The sequence below is a fragment of the Burkholderia pseudomultivorans genome (assembly GCF_001718415.1).
GTDB classification, from domain to species: domain Bacteria; phylum Pseudomonadota; class Gammaproteobacteria; order Burkholderiales; family Burkholderiaceae; genus Burkholderia; species Burkholderia pseudomultivorans_A.
Map to the genome: position 1 here is coordinate 2,101,327 of NZ_CP013377.1, position 16,181 is coordinate 2,117,507.

At 66.7% G+C, this 16,181-nt stretch carries 17 protein-coding genes; 3 read left to right on the top strand and 14 right to left on the bottom strand.

Going from position 1 to position 16,181, the window contains the following annotated elements:
- Nucleotides 1-305: 305 nt before the first annotated feature.
- Nucleotides 306-1,031 (top strand): glutathione S-transferase, encoded by a 726-nt coding sequence (locus WS57_RS08910; protein WP_059518168.1) that lies wholly within the window; start codon nt 306-308, stop codon nt 1,029-1,031.
- A gap of 17 nt (nt 1,032-1,048) precedes the next feature.
- On the opposite strand, the gene WS57_RS08915 is transcribed toward WS57_RS08910, so the two are convergent.
- Both WS57_RS08915 and WS57_RS08920 read right to left on the bottom strand, forming a co-directional pair.
- Complete coding sequence (locus WS57_RS08915) at nt 1,049-1,447, bottom strand: hypothetical protein (RefSeq protein WP_009693010.1); 399 nt, start codon at nt 1,445-1,447, stop codon at nt 1,049-1,051.
- 15 nt (nt 1,448-1,462) lie between these two features.
- A complete protein-coding gene (locus WS57_RS08920) occupies nt 1,463-2,842 on the bottom strand; it encodes an MFS transporter (protein WP_059600838.1) in 1,380 nt (459 codons plus the stop codon).
- A 213-nt stretch (nt 2,843-3,055) separates the two neighbouring features.
- Between WS57_RS08920 and WS57_RS08925 the strand changes: the two genes are divergently transcribed.
- Nucleotides 3,056-3,970 (top strand): LysR family transcriptional regulator, encoded by a 915-nt coding sequence (locus WS57_RS08925; protein ID WP_009695402.1) that lies wholly within the window; start codon nt 3,056-3,058, stop codon nt 3,968-3,970.
- 93 nt (nt 3,971-4,063) lie between these two features.
- Here the strand turns inward: WS57_RS08925 and WS57_RS08930 are convergent, their stop codons facing one another.
- The 5 genes from WS57_RS08930 to WS57_RS08950 form a co-directional block, all read right to left on the bottom strand.
- Nucleotides 4,064-5,596: an amino acid permease gene (locus WS57_RS08930; RefSeq protein WP_069244064.1), complete on the bottom strand. Its 1,533-nt coding sequence runs from the start codon at nt 5,594-5,596 to the stop codon at nt 4,064-4,066.
- Between the two features lie 111 nt (nt 5,597-5,707).
- On the bottom strand, nt 5,708-6,172 hold the full coding sequence (locus WS57_RS08935; RefSeq protein ID WP_069244065.1) for an Lrp/AsnC family transcriptional regulator: 465 nt from the start codon (nt 6,170-6,172) through the stop codon (nt 5,708-5,710).
- A 107-nt stretch (nt 6,173-6,279) separates the two neighbouring features.
- Nucleotides 6,280-7,038 carry a dimethylarginine dimethylaminohydrolase family protein gene (locus WS57_RS08940; RefSeq protein ID WP_040131781.1) on the bottom strand — a complete coding sequence of 253 codons (759 nt, stop codon included), beginning with the start codon at nt 7,036-7,038 and terminating at the stop codon, nt 6,280-6,282.
- A gap of 184 nt (nt 7,039-7,222) precedes the next feature.
- Nucleotides 7,223-8,464 carry a DUF1479 domain-containing protein gene (locus tag WS57_RS08945; protein ID WP_069244066.1) on the bottom strand — a complete coding sequence of 414 codons (1,242 nt, stop codon included), beginning with the start codon at nt 8,462-8,464 and terminating at the stop codon, nt 7,223-7,225.
- A gap of 105 nt (nt 8,465-8,569) precedes the next feature.
- Complete coding sequence (locus WS57_RS08950; RefSeq protein WP_069244067.1) at nt 8,570-8,959, bottom strand: VOC family protein; 390 nt, start codon at nt 8,957-8,959, stop codon at nt 8,570-8,572.
- 72 nt (nt 8,960-9,031) lie between these two features.
- Between WS57_RS08950 and WS57_RS08955 the strand changes: the two genes are divergently transcribed.
- On the top strand, nt 9,032-9,988 hold the full coding sequence (locus WS57_RS08955) for a helix-turn-helix domain-containing protein (protein ID WP_059518181.1): 957 nt from the start codon (nt 9,032-9,034) through the stop codon (nt 9,986-9,988).
- Nucleotides 9,989-10,079: 91 nt separating this feature from the next.
- Here WS57_RS08955 and gltA read toward each other — a convergent pair whose 3' ends face one another.
- From gltA to WS57_RS08990, 7 genes are all read right to left on the bottom strand, one after another.
- Entirely contained in the window at nt 10,080-11,381 is a 1,302-nt protein-coding gene (gene gltA, locus WS57_RS08960) for a citrate synthase (RefSeq protein ID WP_009690695.1), read from the bottom strand.
- Nucleotides 11,382-11,435: 54 nt separating this feature from the next.
- Nucleotides 11,436-11,708 carry a succinate dehydrogenase assembly factor 2 gene (locus tag WS57_RS08965; RefSeq protein ID WP_040131783.1) on the bottom strand — a complete coding sequence of 91 codons (273 nt, stop codon included), beginning with the start codon at nt 11,706-11,708 and terminating at the stop codon, nt 11,436-11,438.
- A gap of 7 nt (nt 11,709-11,715) precedes the next feature.
- Nucleotides 11,716-12,417, bottom strand: a complete 702-nt coding sequence (locus WS57_RS08970) for a succinate dehydrogenase iron-sulfur subunit (protein WP_040129866.1) — start codon at nt 12,415-12,417, stop codon at nt 11,716-11,718.
- Between the two features lie 21 nt (nt 12,418-12,438).
- Nucleotides 12,439-14,214, bottom strand: a complete 1,776-nt coding sequence (gene sdhA / locus WS57_RS08975; protein WP_059600830.1) for a succinate dehydrogenase flavoprotein subunit — start codon at nt 14,212-14,214, stop codon at nt 12,439-12,441.
- Between the two features lie 3 nt (nt 14,215-14,217).
- Entirely contained in the window at nt 14,218-14,586 is a 369-nt protein-coding gene (gene sdhD, locus WS57_RS08980; protein WP_006399546.1) for a succinate dehydrogenase, hydrophobic membrane anchor protein, read from the bottom strand.
- 4 nt (nt 14,587-14,590) lie between these two features.
- Nucleotides 14,591-15,007, bottom strand: a complete 417-nt coding sequence (gene sdhC, locus WS57_RS08985; protein ID WP_009690690.1) for a succinate dehydrogenase, cytochrome b556 subunit — start codon at nt 15,005-15,007, stop codon at nt 14,591-14,593.
- A 171-nt stretch (nt 15,008-15,178) separates the two neighbouring features.
- On the bottom strand, nt 15,179-16,003 hold the full coding sequence (locus WS57_RS08990; protein ID WP_009690689.1) for a GntR family transcriptional regulator: 825 nt from the start codon (nt 16,001-16,003) through the stop codon (nt 15,179-15,181).
- Nucleotides 16,004-16,181 lie beyond the last annotated feature (178 nt).

A 16,181-nucleotide genomic window follows, 5' to 3' on the forward strand; every position in this document is an offset into this window, starting at 1 on the left:
CACCGGATGCGACGGACGTCGGAATGCGGAGACAGCACCATGCATCGAGCGAATGACGATGCGCGATCGTATTGGCTGTTTATTAAGTTCCAGTGAAATTCTCGATCTAATCGCGTCGATCGTTTCGGTGTTTCGCCTATGAACCGGTTTGTTCCGGATCTGGTGAATCAGCCGGTAAATTTCACCCGCGGCCGACGCGCGGCAATTTCCGCGCGATCTCCTAGACTGTCTATTTGCCACGGGCGACGCGTCGGCGCGCCCCCTCGCGATTCCACTACGCCCGCCTCGTCGGGCAGGAGAACGGCATGCGTTATGAACTCTATTACTGGCCCGAGATCCAGGGCCGTGGCGAATACGTGCGGCTCGCGCTCGAAGCCGCCGAAGCGGACTACGTCGACGTCGCGCGCGAGTCGGGCCGCGGCATGGGCGTATCGGCGATGATGCGCCTGATGGACGGCGCGAAAACCGAATGCGTGCCGTTCGCGCCGCCGTTCCTGAAGGCCGGCGACGTGCTGGTCGGACAGACCGCGAACATCCTGCTGTTTCTCGGCACGCGGCTCGGGCTCGCGCCCGAGGACGAGGCCGGCCGGCTATGGGTGCATCAGCTCCAGCTGACGGTCGCCGATTTCGTCACCGAGATCCACGACACGCATCACCCGATCGCGAGCGGCCTGTATTACGAGGACCAGAAGGCCGAGGCCGCCGAGCGCGCGAGCGACTTCCTCCAGCATCGCCTGCCGAAATTCCTCGGCTACTTCGCGCGCGTGCTCGAACGGAATCCGCACGCGAGCGGCTATCTCGCCGGCCGCGCGCTGAGCTATGCGGACCTGTCGATGTTCCAGCTGATCGAGGGATTGCGCTACGCGTTCCCGAACGCGATGAAGCACGCGGAGCGGGACGTCGCGGCGCTGGTCGCGCTGCACGACCGTGTCGCGCAGTTGCCGGCCATCGCGCGCTACCTCGCGTCCGAGCGCCGCATTCCGTTCAACGAGATGGGCATCTTCCGGCACTACCCGGAACTGGATTCCTGAGGCCGGCGGCCCGCGGCTCAGGCCGTCACCGGCGTCTCGTGCAGGTGCTGCCAGACGATGCGACCGTCCGCATCGCGCCGCAGCACGGCGGTCGAACGCCGGACCGTGCGCCGCCCCGCCGCGTCGGTCTGCGTCTCGCGATAGCCGATCACTGCGCCGTCGGCGCAGTCGGCGATTTCGCGCAGTTCGTCGATCGCGATCTGCAGCCCCCGACGCGCGCCGTGCCCGCGGGTGAACAGCGCATCGACGCCCGCGCAATCGAGCACCGCGCCCGAGGTCGTAATCATCGAGAATTCCGGCGAGAAGCGCGCGAGCAGCATCGCGAGCCGCTCGGGGCCCGCGCGGCCGGACAGCCAGTCCTCGATGTCGACGTGGGCATCGACGATTTCGTTGCAAAACGGATTCGGCAGATTCATCGGTCTCTCAGGTTCTCATGGTCGGGATGAAACGGCTTGCACGGCCGGCGCGCGATGCGCAGGCAGCCGCGCGATCACGCCGAGCGGCAGCAGGCTCAGCAGTACCGCGAGGCCGAAGCACCAGCGGTACGGCGCCGGGCCGCTCGCGTCGAGCGCCAGCAGCGCATTGAGCGCGCTGCCGAGCACGGCCACGCCGAGGCAAAAGCTCAACTGGCGGTTGATGTTCCAGAGCGCGCTCGCGTCGCCCATCCGCTCGGCCGGCACATCGACGAACGCCGCGCTTTGCGACGTGCTGGTGCACAGGCTGGCACCGAAGCCCATCGCGACGAAGGCCGCGATGCGGACCGCCTCGACCGTGGCCCACGGTGTCGCGAGCAGCGCGATGCCCGCGCAGTCGACCGCGATCCCGCCGACGAACAGCGGTTTCGCACCGCAGCGCGGAAACCAGCGGCGCGTCGTCGCGATCGCGAAGAACGCCGCGATCGCCCAGGGCAGCATCAGCGCGCCGACATGCGCGGCGCTCAGGCCCAGCGCGTCCTGCAGATAGAGCGACGCGACGAGATTGACGCCCGTAAAGACGCCCGGCACGCACAGATAGACCACCACGCCGATCCGCAGCAGCGGCTGCGCAAGCAGGCGCAGGTCGAGCACCGGCGCGACCGCGCGACGCGCATGCGCCGCATAGGCGGCGCCGGTCGCCGCCGCAAGCGCCAGCATCGCAAGCGGGAATGCCGCACCGCCGGGCAGCCCTGCCGCGCTCAGGCCGAGCAGCAACGCGACCAGCGTCGCCGCGCTGAGGCCGAGCCCCGGCCAGTCGAGCCGCGGCGGCCGCTCGCGCGCGCCGTCGCGCGGCAGCCATGCGAACGCGAGCGCACAGGTCGCGAGTGCGATCGGCAGCATCGCGAAGAAGATCGCGCGCCACGACCCGCGATCGACGATCGCGCCGCCGATCGCGGGCGACAACGCCGGCACGAGCAGCGCGACCATCATCACGACCGACGTGAGCCGTGCCCGCGCGTGCGGCGGATACGCGCGATAGGCCATCGTCTGCCCGACCGGAATCAGCAGCCCGCCGCCGAGCCCCTGGATCAGCCGCCACGCGAGCAGCGCCTCGATCGTCGGCGACGCGCCTACGCAGGCGCTGCCGAACCCGAACAACAGCAGCGACGCCGCCAGCACGCGACGTTCGCCGCAGCGGCGCGCGAGCCAGGCGCCGAGCGGAATCACGACGGTCAGCCCGAGCACGTACATGTTGCCGATCCACGCAAGCTGCGCGACCGATGCGTGCAGTTCGCGCTGCAATGCCGGATACGCGGCATTGAGCATGAACATGTTCGCGAGATCGAGCGCGAAGCCGAGCAGATAGACGACGGCGATCCTGAAACGGTCTGGCATGGCGGCGAAAACATCACGAAACGCCGCAGTGTAGGTCGCGCCGCCCGCGCCGGTAAGCGGCCGGATTCGACCAGTCCCGTCGAAAAACTTTGACAATCGGCAGCCGCCGCGACGCAGCGACGCACCGGGCCGCGACGCGCGAAGCCCGCACGCCGCCGCACATTCGGGTACCCTTCGATCCGTCTATCGCATTCACGGGATGAACGACGCCTCATGGTGAGCCTGGATCGTTTCGTCGTATTTCGCGCCGTGGTCGAGGCCGGTTCGTTCACGGCCGCCGCGACCGCGCTGAACCAGGCGCGCGCGGCCGTCAGCTTCAACATCAAGCAGCTCGAAACCGAGCTCGGCGTCACGCTGCTCACGCGGACCACCCGCCGCGTCGAGCTGACCGATGCCGGCGAGCGCTTCTACCGGCGCTGCCTGCGCGTGCTCGACGAAGCCGAAGGCGCAATCGACGAGGTGCGCGGCGAACATGGCGGGATGGCTGGCATCCTGCGCGTGACATCGACGGTCGAGTATGCGGCGCGCATCCTCGCACCGGCGCTGCATGCGTTTGCCGCGCTGCATCCCGCGCTGCGCGTGCGGCTCGAAACGCATACGTCGCAGGCCGATCTCGTGCGCGACCGCTTCGACGTCGCGATCCGGCTCGGCCGCATCGAGCACTTTCGCGACCTGCCGTATCGCGGCGTCTGCCTCGGCACCTACGACGTGCTGCCGGTGATGGCGCCCGACCTGCCCGCGCGGGTCGGCGCCCCGCATCCGGCATCGCCCGACGACCTCGCGCGCCTGCCGCAGCTCGGCCACAGCCGGCTCGAGCGAATCGCGCAATGGACGCTCACCGATCGCGCGGGCGGCGAACATGTCTTCCGGCCGCACGCGAAACCCCGCATCGTCGTCGACAATGCCTCGGTGCTGCGCGAACTGGCGCGCGCAGGCAGCGGCGTCGCGCTGCTGCCTGCGTGGCTCGTGCACGACGATCTCGAAGCCGGCACGCTGGTCGACGCGCTGCCCGCGTACCGGTTTCCGCAACAGAACGTCTATGCGCTGTACGTCGCGACGCGGCACGTTCCGCAGAAGGTGCGCGCGTGGGTGGACTTCATGAAGGCGCAGCTGAAGCACGCGCGCTGAGCGTGGATCGCGTGCATGATTACGGCATGCCCGATCACGGCAACCGGCCGCACGATGTGACGACCGGCTGCCGTTGCCTGTGCGGGCGAACGCTCAGCGCGACGGCCCGTGCTGCGCGACCGCCGCATCGACCGCGTCGACCGAGCGCGTGAGCCACGGCCCGATGTCCATCTCCTCGTAGCGCACGAGCCGGCTCCTGCGCACGCGGCGATACGCGAACCAGATCGCGACGAACAGCGGAATCCACACGTAGATCGACAGCACCTCCATCCAGTCGATACGGGGCGCGAAGAACGCCTGATAGTCCTGCCCGAGCGAGATCACGATGCAGATCGCGATCGCGAACAGCGGCCCGAACGGAAACCACTTCGCGCGGTACGGCAGCTGGTCGAGCCGATAGCCCTGCCGCAGGAAACCCTTGCGGAACCGGTAATGGCACACCGCGATGCCGAGCCACGCGATGAAGCCCGTGATGCCCACCGTGTTCAGCAGCCACAGATAGATGCGCTGGTTATTGACCAGCGAGGTCAGGAAGCACAGCCCGCCGACCGCCATCGTCGCGTACAGCGCGTTGCGCGGCACGCCGCCCGGCGACAGCGTCGCGAACATCGCGGGCGCGCGCCGCTCCGCCGCGAGGTTGTACAGCATCCGCGTCGCCGCGTAGGTGCCGGAATTGCCGGCCGACAGCACGGCCGTCAGGATCACGAGATTCATCGCGCCGGCGGCAAGCCGGAACCCCGCGTGGCTGAACACCAGCGTGAACGGGCTCACGCCGATGTCGGTCACGTCGCTCTTCAGCAGGTTCGGATCCGTGTACGGCACCAGCAGGCCGATCACGAAGATCGCGAGCACGTAGAACAGCATGATGCGCCAGAAGATCTGCTTCACCGCGCGCGGAATCGTCTTGCGCGGGTTCTCCGATTCGCCTGCCGTGATGCCGACCAGTTCGGTGCCGAGAAACGAGAAGCCGGCGATCAGCGCGACGCTCATCATCGCGTGCACGCCGCCGACGAACGGCGCGTCGCCGGTCGTGAAGTTGCGCAGCCCGACCGCGTGCCCGTTGCCGATCAGGCCGGCCGCGATCAGCAGCCCGGCCGCGATGAACGCAACGACCGTGACGACCTTGATCAGCGAGAACCAGTATTCGGACTCGCCGAAGCCGCGCACCGACAGCGTGTTCAGCACGAAGATCAGCACCAGGAAGCCCGCGCCCCACCATATGCCCGGCACCGACGGAAACCAGTAGCGCATCACGATCTGCGCGGCGACCAGCTCGATCGCGATCGTCACGGCCCAGCTGTACCAGTAGGTCCAGCCGAGCGCGACGCCGAAGCCTTCGTCGACGTACTTCTCGCCGTAGATCGCGAACGACCCCGACACCGGCATCAGCGCGGCCATCTCGCCGAGGCCGGTGACGACGAAGTAGACCATCAGCCCGATCGCGATATACGCGGCGATCGCGCCGCCCGGCCCCGCCTGCGCGACCGATGCGCCCGACGCGACGAACAGCCCCGTGCCGATCGAACCGCCGATCGCGATCATCGCGATGTGGCGCCCCTGCAACCGACGCTTCAGCGTCGCTCCGGACGGCGCGGCCGTCTCCACTGCCGCTTGCAAAGCATCCATCGTGTTCACCCTGAATGGTTGTCGGGTCGATTCATTTCATTTGGAATACGAATCGATCGACCCGGTGATTCGCATCGAAACGGAACCTGCATATGGCAGCGCCGCGCCGCGTCAGATCACGCTGCGCTTGATCGCCTGCAACTCGGCCGTCGTCACGATCTTCTCGATCCGGAACCGCGGGCTGTCGAGCCATGCATTCGCGATCCGCCGGTACTCGTCGAGGTCCTCGCACGCGAGCCGCACGAGAAAATCGAACGTGCCGCTGACCAGCCAGCAGTCGAGCACGGCCGGATTCGCGCGCATCTCGTCCTCGAACGGCGCCTGCGAACGCCCGTGGTCGGCCAGCACGATCTGCGCGATCACGACGATCGGCTTGGTCGCGCGCGGCGCGTTGATCACCGCGCGATAGCCGGCGATCACGCCGAGCGCCTCGAGCCGCTCCACGCGCGCCTGGCACGGGCGCGGCGTGAGGTTCACGAGCTCCGACAGCTTGCGGTACGAGATCCGGCCGTCGGTGCGCAGGATGTCGAGGATCCGGAGATCGATCTTGTCGAGCTGCATTTTCTTGTCGGTCATCCGCGGTCGCTCCGGTCGGGTCGTGGCTCGGGCGCGGAACGTCTCCCGTTCCGCGCGGGGGCCACATTATCGGGCCGAAGCGGGCCGCGCGCCACCCGACTGGAACCCTAGAACCGCAGCGACAGGCAGGTCAGCCCGCCGTCCATCTTGCGGAACTCGCTGGTGTCGATCACGTGCAGCGGCAGACCGAGCGTCGCGATCGCGTCGTGCACGCGCGGATAGCCGGCCGGCGTGATCAGCGTACCGTTCACGCGCAGCGTGTTGCCCGCGTATTCGTCGGCCGCCGAAATCGCGATCCGGCGATAGTCGGCGAAGGCCGGATGCGCGGCCAGCGCTTCGGTGACCAGCAGCGTGTCGTCGCCGAGCGCGTTGACGACCGACTTCAGGTGCAGGCCGGCGCCGACCGGCACCGCGACGACCGTATAGCCGTAGCGCGACACGAGCGATTCGAACGCCGCGATGCCCTCGGCGTCGGTGCGGCTCGTCAAGCCGATGAAGAAGCGCTTGCCGACCAGCATCACGTCGCCGCCGTCCAGACGGCCGTCGCGCATCGGCAGCAGTTCGCGGTGCGCGGCGAGCGCCGCTTCGATATGCACGGTCTCGCCGCGCCGCGCGGGCGCGCCGGGACGCGTGATCACGGCGAATTCCGGCGTCACGACGGCGACGTCCTCGACGAAGTGCGAATCGGGAAACGCCTCCAGCGGCGGCAGCTCGGTCAGTTCGACGCCGAGCTGGCGCAGCGCGTCGCAGTATGCGTGAAACTGCGTGAGCGTCTTGTCGTAGTCGGGCGCGCCGAGTTCGGCGGTGGTCAGGCCCGCGCCGCAGGACGGCGCGGGACGGCGAACGATCGCTTGCGTGAATTGCATCGACTCCTCCATGGTCTGGGTCGCCCCGTGCGGCGCACGAGACGGCTGCGTTGTGTCCGGACCATTATCGGAAGCCAATTTGCGCAATTCGCGTCGATTTCGGCCGCGCCGACAGCCGATTGCGTCGAATTGCACGCAGCGCGCAACGGATTCGGCAGGCGGCCTGATCCGCCCCGCGCGCCGCTCACGCCGACGGTTCGAACCCCATCTGCGTGCGGCCGAGCGCCGTGAGGTCGCCGGCCGTCGCGCGTCCGTCGAACGCGACCTCGAAATGATCGGCCGGGAAATCGGGCGGACTCTCGCCGGCGACGAACGCCGGCAGCTGGCGGCGCAGGTACGCGTCGTTCTTCGCGCAGCCGGGCGCGGCCGCGATATACATCACGTTGCTGTCGCCGCTGCCGCGATGCGCATCCTCGACCGCGTGCACGACGTCGCCGTGCCAGAACACCGCGTCGCCGGGTTCCATATGCGGGATCGGCACCAGCGCATCGAGCAGCAGCGCATGCCATTCGGGCAGGATCGACAGCGCGCGGCCCGGACGCGCGCCGCACAGGTCGTCGTCGGCGACGTCGTCCTGCAACGCGCGCAGCACCACGTAGGCCATCGCGTTCGCGACCGGGATCAGCTGCAGCGTGCCGTCGCCGGGCCCCTGCGGCGTCAGCGCGGTCCAGCCCTGGAAGGTGCGGAACATCGAACAGACGGCCGGCGACGGAATCTCCTCGACGTCGGGCCGGAACGCCGCGTCGAACGGATCGTAATCGCGCCAGTTGCCGGCCAGCACGTGACGATAGACCTGCCGGAACCGCGGGCCGAGCCAGCGTTCGACCGAACCGCCGTCGACGTGCGGCGAGAGCCCGAGCGACGTCGAGCCGGGCGGCCGGCGGCGGATCCGGTCCGCATAGGCCGGCACGCGGTCGGGATCGAAATGCGTGTCGGTGCCGCGCCACAGCCGGTTCAGGAACACGCGCGCCTGCGTGAGCGCCGGCGACTGGCGCGCGGCGACCTGCGGCTTCGACCAGTAGACGCCGTAGATCTGCGGCTTGCCCGACGCGAGATTGCCGAAGTAGCGGTCCTCGGCGCGCGCATGCAGCCGCTCGGTGAAACGGTTCGCATCGAGATACGCGCCGATTTCGTCGTTCCAGTCGCTCGCCTGCCGCGCGTCGAACACGCCGCGAATCACGACCGCGCCGCGCGTGCGGATCGCGTCGATCGCGCGCGGATCGACGCTGCCCTGCGCGATGTCCGCGAACGGCAGCACCGGGATCACGTCCTGCCCGTGCGCATGCGTCGCACGGATCGCATCGACCTGCCGCGCGATATCGCCCTCCAGTTCGCGGAACGTGGCCGCGTAGCGCGGCAGGGCGGCGCGCAGCGTCGTTTTCGCGGCGCGAATCGCGGCCGGCACATCGTCGATCGTCAGTGGCATCGTTGTCTCCGAATCGGATTGGAATGTGATGCCAGCTTAGGGCGACGGCCGGCTGTTCCTCACGTCGATCCGGTCAATCATCGATACAATCCTGACAAGCGCGCGTCACGCGTGCCGATGGCAGACGACACAGAGCTTGTTGCCGTCGGGGTCGCGAAAATAGGCGCCGTAATAGTCAGCGTGATAGTGCGGGCGCAGGCCGGGCGGCCCTTCGCAGCGGCCGCCCGACTGCAGCGCCAGCGCGTGGCAGCGGTCGACGCACGCGCGCGTCGACGCGTCGAATGCGATCGTCTGGCCATTGCCCGGCGCAGGCGCGCGGCCGTCGAGCGGCAGCCCGAAGAAGAACAGCGGCCGGTCGGCGTCGGCCGGCATCCAGCCGCACCAGCCGTCCGGTTCGCGGAATTTCAGGCGCAGCCCGAGTTCCGCGAGCAGCGGCGCATAGAAATCGTAGGCGCGTGCGGTATCGCTGACGCCCACGCAAACATGTGAAAACATCGGCTTCGCTCCGTGGTGAGATCGACGACGATCATGCCACGGTACGACGCCCGCCCTCGTCCGGAGATCGCGATGAAACCGCAGTACGAGCATGTGACGTTCGCGCCCGGCTGTTCGATCCGCGTGTACCACCGCCAGCTCGCGCGCATCCCGTTCGAATGGCACCGGCATCCCGAGTACGAGCTGACGCTGACGCTCAACAGCCGCGGCCGCCGCTTCATCGGCGACCACGTCGCCGCCTACGCGGACGACGACCTCGTGCTGGTGCCGCCGAACCTGCCGCATACCTGGGCGTCGAACGCGCGCATCGATCCCGCTGCGCCGGAAGTCGCGCTCGTCGTCTGGTTCGACGGCGACTGGGTGCGGCGGCTCGCCGACTGCTGCGCCGAATACGCGCCGCTGCGCTCGCTGCTGCGGCGCGCGGCGCCGGGCCTGCAGTTCGACGCCGATACCGCGCGCGCGATGCGCGCCCGCTTGCCGGCCCTGCTCGCCTCGTCGCCGCGCGTGCGGCTCGCGGCGGCGCTCGACACGCTCGCCGATCTCGCCGAAGCCGGCGGCGAACCGCTCGCGACCGCGCACGCGTACGGCCGCCCCGACGCGCCGGCACGCCCGGCCGACGCGCCAGCGCCGGAAGCCGAGCGGCTCGACCGCGTGCTCGACACGATCGACCGGCATTTCCACGAGCCGCTGCGGATCGACGCGCTCGCCGCCGTCGCACACATGTCCGAACGCACGCTGCAGCGGCTGTTCGTCCGGCACCTCGGCGACAGCGTCGGCCGCTACGTGCAGCGGCTGCGGATCGCCCACGCGTGCCGCCATCTGGTCGGCACCGACTGGCCGATCGCGACCGTCGCCGCACGCTGCGGCATTCCGAATCCCGCGAACTTCAACCGCCAGTTCCTCGCCGCGCGCGGCATGACGCCCGGCGCGTACCGGCAGTTCTTCGTACAGCACGGCCACGCGCCCGGCGACGACACGCCGGCGCTCGATACGCGGCCGCCGTCGCTCGAACGCGCGCCGCGCAAATGAAAACACCCCGGCGGAATGACCCGTCGGGGTGTCTGGCGTTGCGCTTCGCCCGACGCAAACGGCCTTGCCGGCCGTTCGCGCCGCGCACGGCTTAACGTGCGTCGAGCGGCTTCGCTTCGCGCGGCGTGTCGCCGATGAACAGCTGACGCGGACGGCCGATCTTCTGCTCGGGATCGGCAATCATCTCGTTCCACTGTGCGATCCAGCCGACCGTACGCGCCATCGCGAAGATACACGTGAACATCGACGTCGGGATGCCCAGCGCGCGCTGCACGATACCCGAGTAGAAGTCGACGTTCGGGTACAGCTTGCGCGACACGAAGTATTCGTCTTCCAGCGCGATCTTCTCGAGCTGCATCGCGAGCTTGAACAGCGGGTCGTCGTGCAGGCCCAGTTCGTTCAGCACTTCGTAGCAGGTCTCGCGCATCAGCTTCGCACGCGGGTCGTAGTTCTTGTACACGCGGTGGCCGAAGCCCATCAGCTTCACGCCCGAATTCTTGTCCTTCACCTGCTTGATGAATTCGGGGATGTTGTCCGGCGAACCGATCTGCTCGAGCATGTTCAGCGCGGCTTCGTTCGCACCGCCGTGCGCCGGGCCCCACAGACACGCGATACCGGCCGCGATACACGCGAACGGGTTCGCGCCCGACGAACCGGCCAGGCGGACCGTCGACGTCGACGCGTTCTGCTCGTGGTCGGCGTGCAGGATCAGGATGCGATCGAGTGCGCGGACCAGCACGTCGTTGACCTTGTACTCTTCGCACGGGTTCGAGAACATCATGCGCATGAAGTTCGCGCTGTACGACAGGTCGTTCTTCGGATAGACGAACGGCTGGCCGATGCTGTACTTGTATGCCATCGCGACGAGCGTCGGCAGCTTCGCGATCATGCGGATCGCGGAGACTTCACGGTGACGCGGGTCGTTGATGTCGAGCGAGTCGTGGTAGAACGCGGACAGCGCGCCGACCGCGGCGACCAGGATCGCCATCGGGTGCGCGTCGCGGCGGAAGCCACGGAAGAAGAAGTGCATCTGCTCGTGCACCATCGTGTGCTTCGTGACGGTGTCGACGAATTCCTTCTTCTGCGCGGCGTTCGGCAGTTCGCCCTTCAGCAGCAGGTAGCAGGTCTCGAGGAAGTCGGCATTCTGCGCGAGATTGTCGATCGGGTAGCCGCGGTACAGCAGCTCGCCCTTGTCGCCGTCGATGTACGTGATCGCCGAATTGCACGAAGCCGTCGACATGAAGCCCGGGTCGTACGTGAACTTGCCGGTCTGGCCGTACAGCTTGCGGATGTCGATTACGTCCGGGCCCATCGTGCCCTTGTAGATCGGCAGTTCGACGCTCGGCGAGTTGTCGCTGAACGATAGCGTGGCTTTAACATCAGACGGAGTCATGGCACATCCTCAATCGAAATAAAGAAACGGGATTCGATAACGGGCGTAACGCGGTTACACGTTGCGCAGCATCTCCAACAGCCGGTGAACATCGGGGCTGTCTAGGTCGCCTTCTGGTTCCTTGCGCGCAAGCAGCAAGTCCATCAGGTCGTTGTCGCTCAGATCGAGCAGGCGCGACAACGCGCCTACGTCTGCATCGGTGAGGTCATGCTCGTGTCGGCTGAAGAAACGCTCGAAAACCAGATCGTTCTCCAGCAGACCCCGCCGCGCGCGCCAGCGAAGGCGCGCGCGGCGGTGCGGGTCGGATTGATGTGCGTTGTCGCTCATCTCGACCTTAAACCGCACGGCGGACCATCAGTTCCTTGATCTTGCCGATCGCCTTCGTCGGGTTCAGGCCCTTCGGGCACACGTCGACGCAGTTCATGATCGTATGGCAGCGGAACAGACGGTACGGATCTTCGAGGTTGTCGAGACGCTCGCCGGTCGCCGTGTCGCGGCTGTCCGCGATGAAGCGGTAAGCCTGCAGCAGGCCGGCCGGGCCGACGAACTTGTCCGGGTTCCACCAGAAGCTCGGGCACGACGTCGAGCAGCTCGCACACAGAATGCACTCGTACACGCCGTCGAGCTCGTCGCGCTCTTCCGGCGACTGCAGGCGTTCCTTCTCCGGCGGCGGCGCGTCGTTGATCAGGTACGGCTTGATCGAGTGGTACTGGTTGAAGAAGTGCGTCATGTCGACGATCAGGTCGCGCACGACGGGCAGGCCCGGCAGCGGACGCAGCACGATCTTCTGCGGCAGGTCGTTCAGGTTCGTCAGGCACGCGAGACCGTTCTTGCCGTTGATGTTCATCGCGTCCGAGCCGCACACGCCTTCGCGGCACGAGCGACGGAACGACAGCGTCTCGTCGAGGGCCTTCAGCTTGACCAGTGCGTCGAGCAGCATGCGCTCGTGCTGGATCTCGAGCTCGTACGTCTGCATGCGCGGCGCTGCGTCCTTGTCCGGATCGTAGCGGTAGATTTCAAAAATGCGTTTTGCCATTTCAGATTCCTTTGATTCGGCTTAGAACGTACGCGCCTTCGGCGGCACGGACTCGACCGTCAGCGGCTGCATTTGAACCGGCTTGTAGTCGAGGCGGTCACCTTCGCTGTACCACAGCGTGTGACGCAGCCAGTTCTCGTCGTCGCGGTGCTCGTAGTCGCTGTGCGCGTGCGCGCCACGGCTTTCCTTGCGTGCCTCGGCCGACACCATCGTCGCGCGGGCGACCTCGATCAGGTTCTCCAGCTCGAGCGCTTCGACGCGCGCGGTGTTGAACACCTTCGACTTGTCCTTCAGGTGGATGTTGTCCACGCGCGCCTTCAGGCCGGCCATCAGGTCGACGCCTTCCTTCAGCAGCGCCGAGGTGCGGAACACGCCTGCGTGCTTCTGCATCGTCGCGCGGATGTCGTTCGCGACGTCCTGCGTGTATTCGCCCGAGCTCGACTTGTCGAGCTTGTTCAGGCGCGCCAGCGAGAATTCGCCTGCATCGGCCGGCAGCGGCTTGTGTTCCTTCTGGTTCTTCACGTGCTCGACGATGTGGTTGCCGGCTGCACGGCCGAACACCACGAGGTCCAGCAGCGAGTTCGTGCCGAGGCGGTTCGCGCCGTGCACGGATACGCACGAGCATTCGCCCACCGCGTAGAAGCCGTTGACCGGTTCCTTGTGATCGCGCGACGTGCCGACGACCTGACCGTGGATGTTGGTCGGGATGCCGCCCATCTGGTAGTGGATCGTCGGGACGACCGGGATAGGCTCCTTGATGCAGTCGACGTTCGCGAACTTCAGCGCGATTTCGCGGATCGACGGCAGACGCTTCATGATCGTCTCGGCGCCGATGTGCGACAGGTCGAGCAGCACGTGATCCTTGTTCGGACCCACGCCGCGACCTTCCTTGATTTCCTGGTCCATCGAACGCGACACGAAGTCGCGCGGCGCCAGATCCTTCAGCGTCGGCGCATAGCGCTCCATGAAGCGCTCGCCGTTCGCGTTGCGCAGGATGCCGCCTTCGCCGCGCACGCCTTCGGTGATCAGCACGCCCGCGCCGGCCACGCCGGTCGGGTGGAACTGCCAGAACTCCATGTCCTGCAGCGCGATGCCCGAACGCGCGGCCATGCCGAGGCCGTCGCCGGTGTTGATGAACGCGTTGGTCGACGCCGCGAAGATCCGGCCTGCGCCGCCCGTCGCGAACAGCGTCGTCTTGCCTTCCATGATGTAGACGTCGCCCGTTTCCATTTCGAGCGCCGTCACGCCGAGCACGTCGCCGTCCGCGTCGCGGATCAGGTCGAGCGCCATCCATTCGACGAAGAACTGCGTCTTCGCCTCGACGTTCTGCTGGTACAGCGTGTGCAGCAGCGCGTGGCCGGTCCGGTCGGCGGCCGCGCAGGCGCGCTGGACCGGCTTCTCGCCGTAGTTCGCGGTATGGCCGCCGAACGGGCGCTGGTAGATCGTGCCGTCCGCGTTGCGGTCGAACGGCATGCCGAAGTGCTCGAGTTCGTACACGACGTTCGGCGCTTCACGGCACATGAATTCGATCGCGTCCTGGTCGCCGAGCCAGTCGGAGCCCTTGATCGTGTCGTAGAAGTGGAAATGCCAGTTGTCTTCGCTCATGTTGCCGAGCGACGCACCGATGCCGCCCTGCGCGGCCACCGTATGCGAACGGGTCGGGAACACCTTCGACAGCACGCCGACCGACAGGCCCGCACGCGACAGTTGCAGCGCTGCGCGCAAGCCGGAACCGCCCGCGCCGACGATCACGACGTCGAACTTGCGACGCGGGAGGGAAGTTTTGATTGCAGCCATTCTTTACACTCTCCAGAGAATCTGCGCGGCATAGCCCGCACATGCGAGCAGCCAGACGATGGTCAGCGATTGCAGCAGCAGGCGCACACCGACGGGCTTCACGTAGTCCATCCAGATGTCGCGCACGCCGACCCATGCGTGGTAGAAGAGGGAAAGCAGCGTCACGAAGGTCGCGAGCTTCATCCATTGCGCGGAGAAGATCGATGCCCAGCCTTCGTACGAGAAGTCGTGCGCGCCGAAGAACAGGACGAGCAGAATGACCGTGTAGACCGCCATGATCGTGGCGGTGACGCGCTGCGCGAGCCAGTCGCGCAGGCCGTAGTGTGCGCCGACGACGAGGCGCTTCGAGCCGATTCGGTTGTTGGCTGCCATTTTCTTAGAATGCTCCGAACAGTTTGAGTGCCATGGCGATCGTCAGTGCGATCGAGACGACAAAGACGACGACTGCCGTCCGCTTGCCGCTTTCCTTCGAGACGGCGTCGTGGTTGACGTCCATCAGGAGGTGGCGAATGCCGGCGCAGAAATGGTGGAAGAACGCCCAGGACAGCGCGAGGACGATCAGCTTGACGACGATGTTGGAAAGAAAGGCCTTGAAGACTTCGAAGCTGAGCTCGGACGTCAGGCTCTGGTCGAAGAGGAACAGCAGGAACGGAAGGAACAGGAACAGCAGCGCACCGCTGACTCGATGGAGGATCGACAATTTCGCTGCCAGCGGCATGCGATATTTCATCGTAATGTCGCCGAATCCGATGTTCCGGTATTCCGGCCTCGGTTTTCTTACTGCGTCAGTCATGCTAGACCCCTACTATGTTGTCACACTAATCCGCAATTTTAGCGCCTTTTTATATCGCGCTGCAGCGAAAGTCTGCTCTGGATAGTTGCGCGAACAATAACAAAAGGCGGCCCGAAACGTGCTTCGCGAACATGGGAAGCGCAAACGCACGCCGCTTGTGCCGATACGTCGTCAGCTCAAGTCGTTCTGATAGTAGTACCCGGTTGTGACATACCAGCCGCGTCGCACCTCGACCGGCCGGTCTCCGTATGTATAGGACACGCGCTCCACGGACAGCAGCGGGAAGCCCGCCGGCACGTGCAGCAGGTCGGCCACCGAGGGCTCCGCCGCCACCGCGCGGATCTTCTCGGTCGCGCGGATCATCCGCGTGCCGAACTCCGTCTCGAACATCGCGTAGAGCGGGCCCTTGTATTCGCTGAGCCGCTCGAACGTGAGCCCGCGGAACATCGCGCCGGGCAGCCAGATCTCGTCGAGCACGGTCACCTCGCCCTCGAACTCCAGCAGCCGGCGCACCTGCACGACCGGATCGGCCGGCTTCAGGTCGAGCTGGCGCGCGATCTCGGCCGGCGCGCGCAGGCGCCGACATTCGAGCAGGCGGCTGACGTGCGCGTGTTCGGCGCCGTCGTCGGCCAGCAGCCGCAGGAAGCGGAATTGCGCGCGATCTTCATTGTGCGTCGCAACAAATGTGCCCTTGCCCTGCCGCCGGACCACGAGGTTTTCCGCGGCCAGCTCGTCGATCGCCTTGCGCACGGTGCCTTGACTGACCTTGTAACGGGCGGCAAGCTCCACTTCGCTCGGGATGATCTCGCCCGGCTTCCATTCGCCGGATTCGAGGCTCTGCGTGATCAGCGACTTGATCTGCTGGTATAAAGGACTGAATGTCGGCGACGGCGAGACCGCAGGCGTCGGCGCGGACTCGGACGCGCCCGGCTGCCCTGGGCCGCCTGCGCCGGTCTGGTTCGCGTTGTTCGCCTGGTTCGATGTCATGGCGCGCATTTCATCACAAACCGCGCTTTTCCGTCCACTCAAATTCAGCAAAACATCTGTCTTATATAAGACATATGATACTGTTTGACTTTGCACGTCACGGCTCCTACACTCCGGGTCGAGCAAGGGTTCGCGGGTGCAAGAAGCGCGTCCCCGGCTACGTGCCACGGCCGTCTCCAGGTTCACC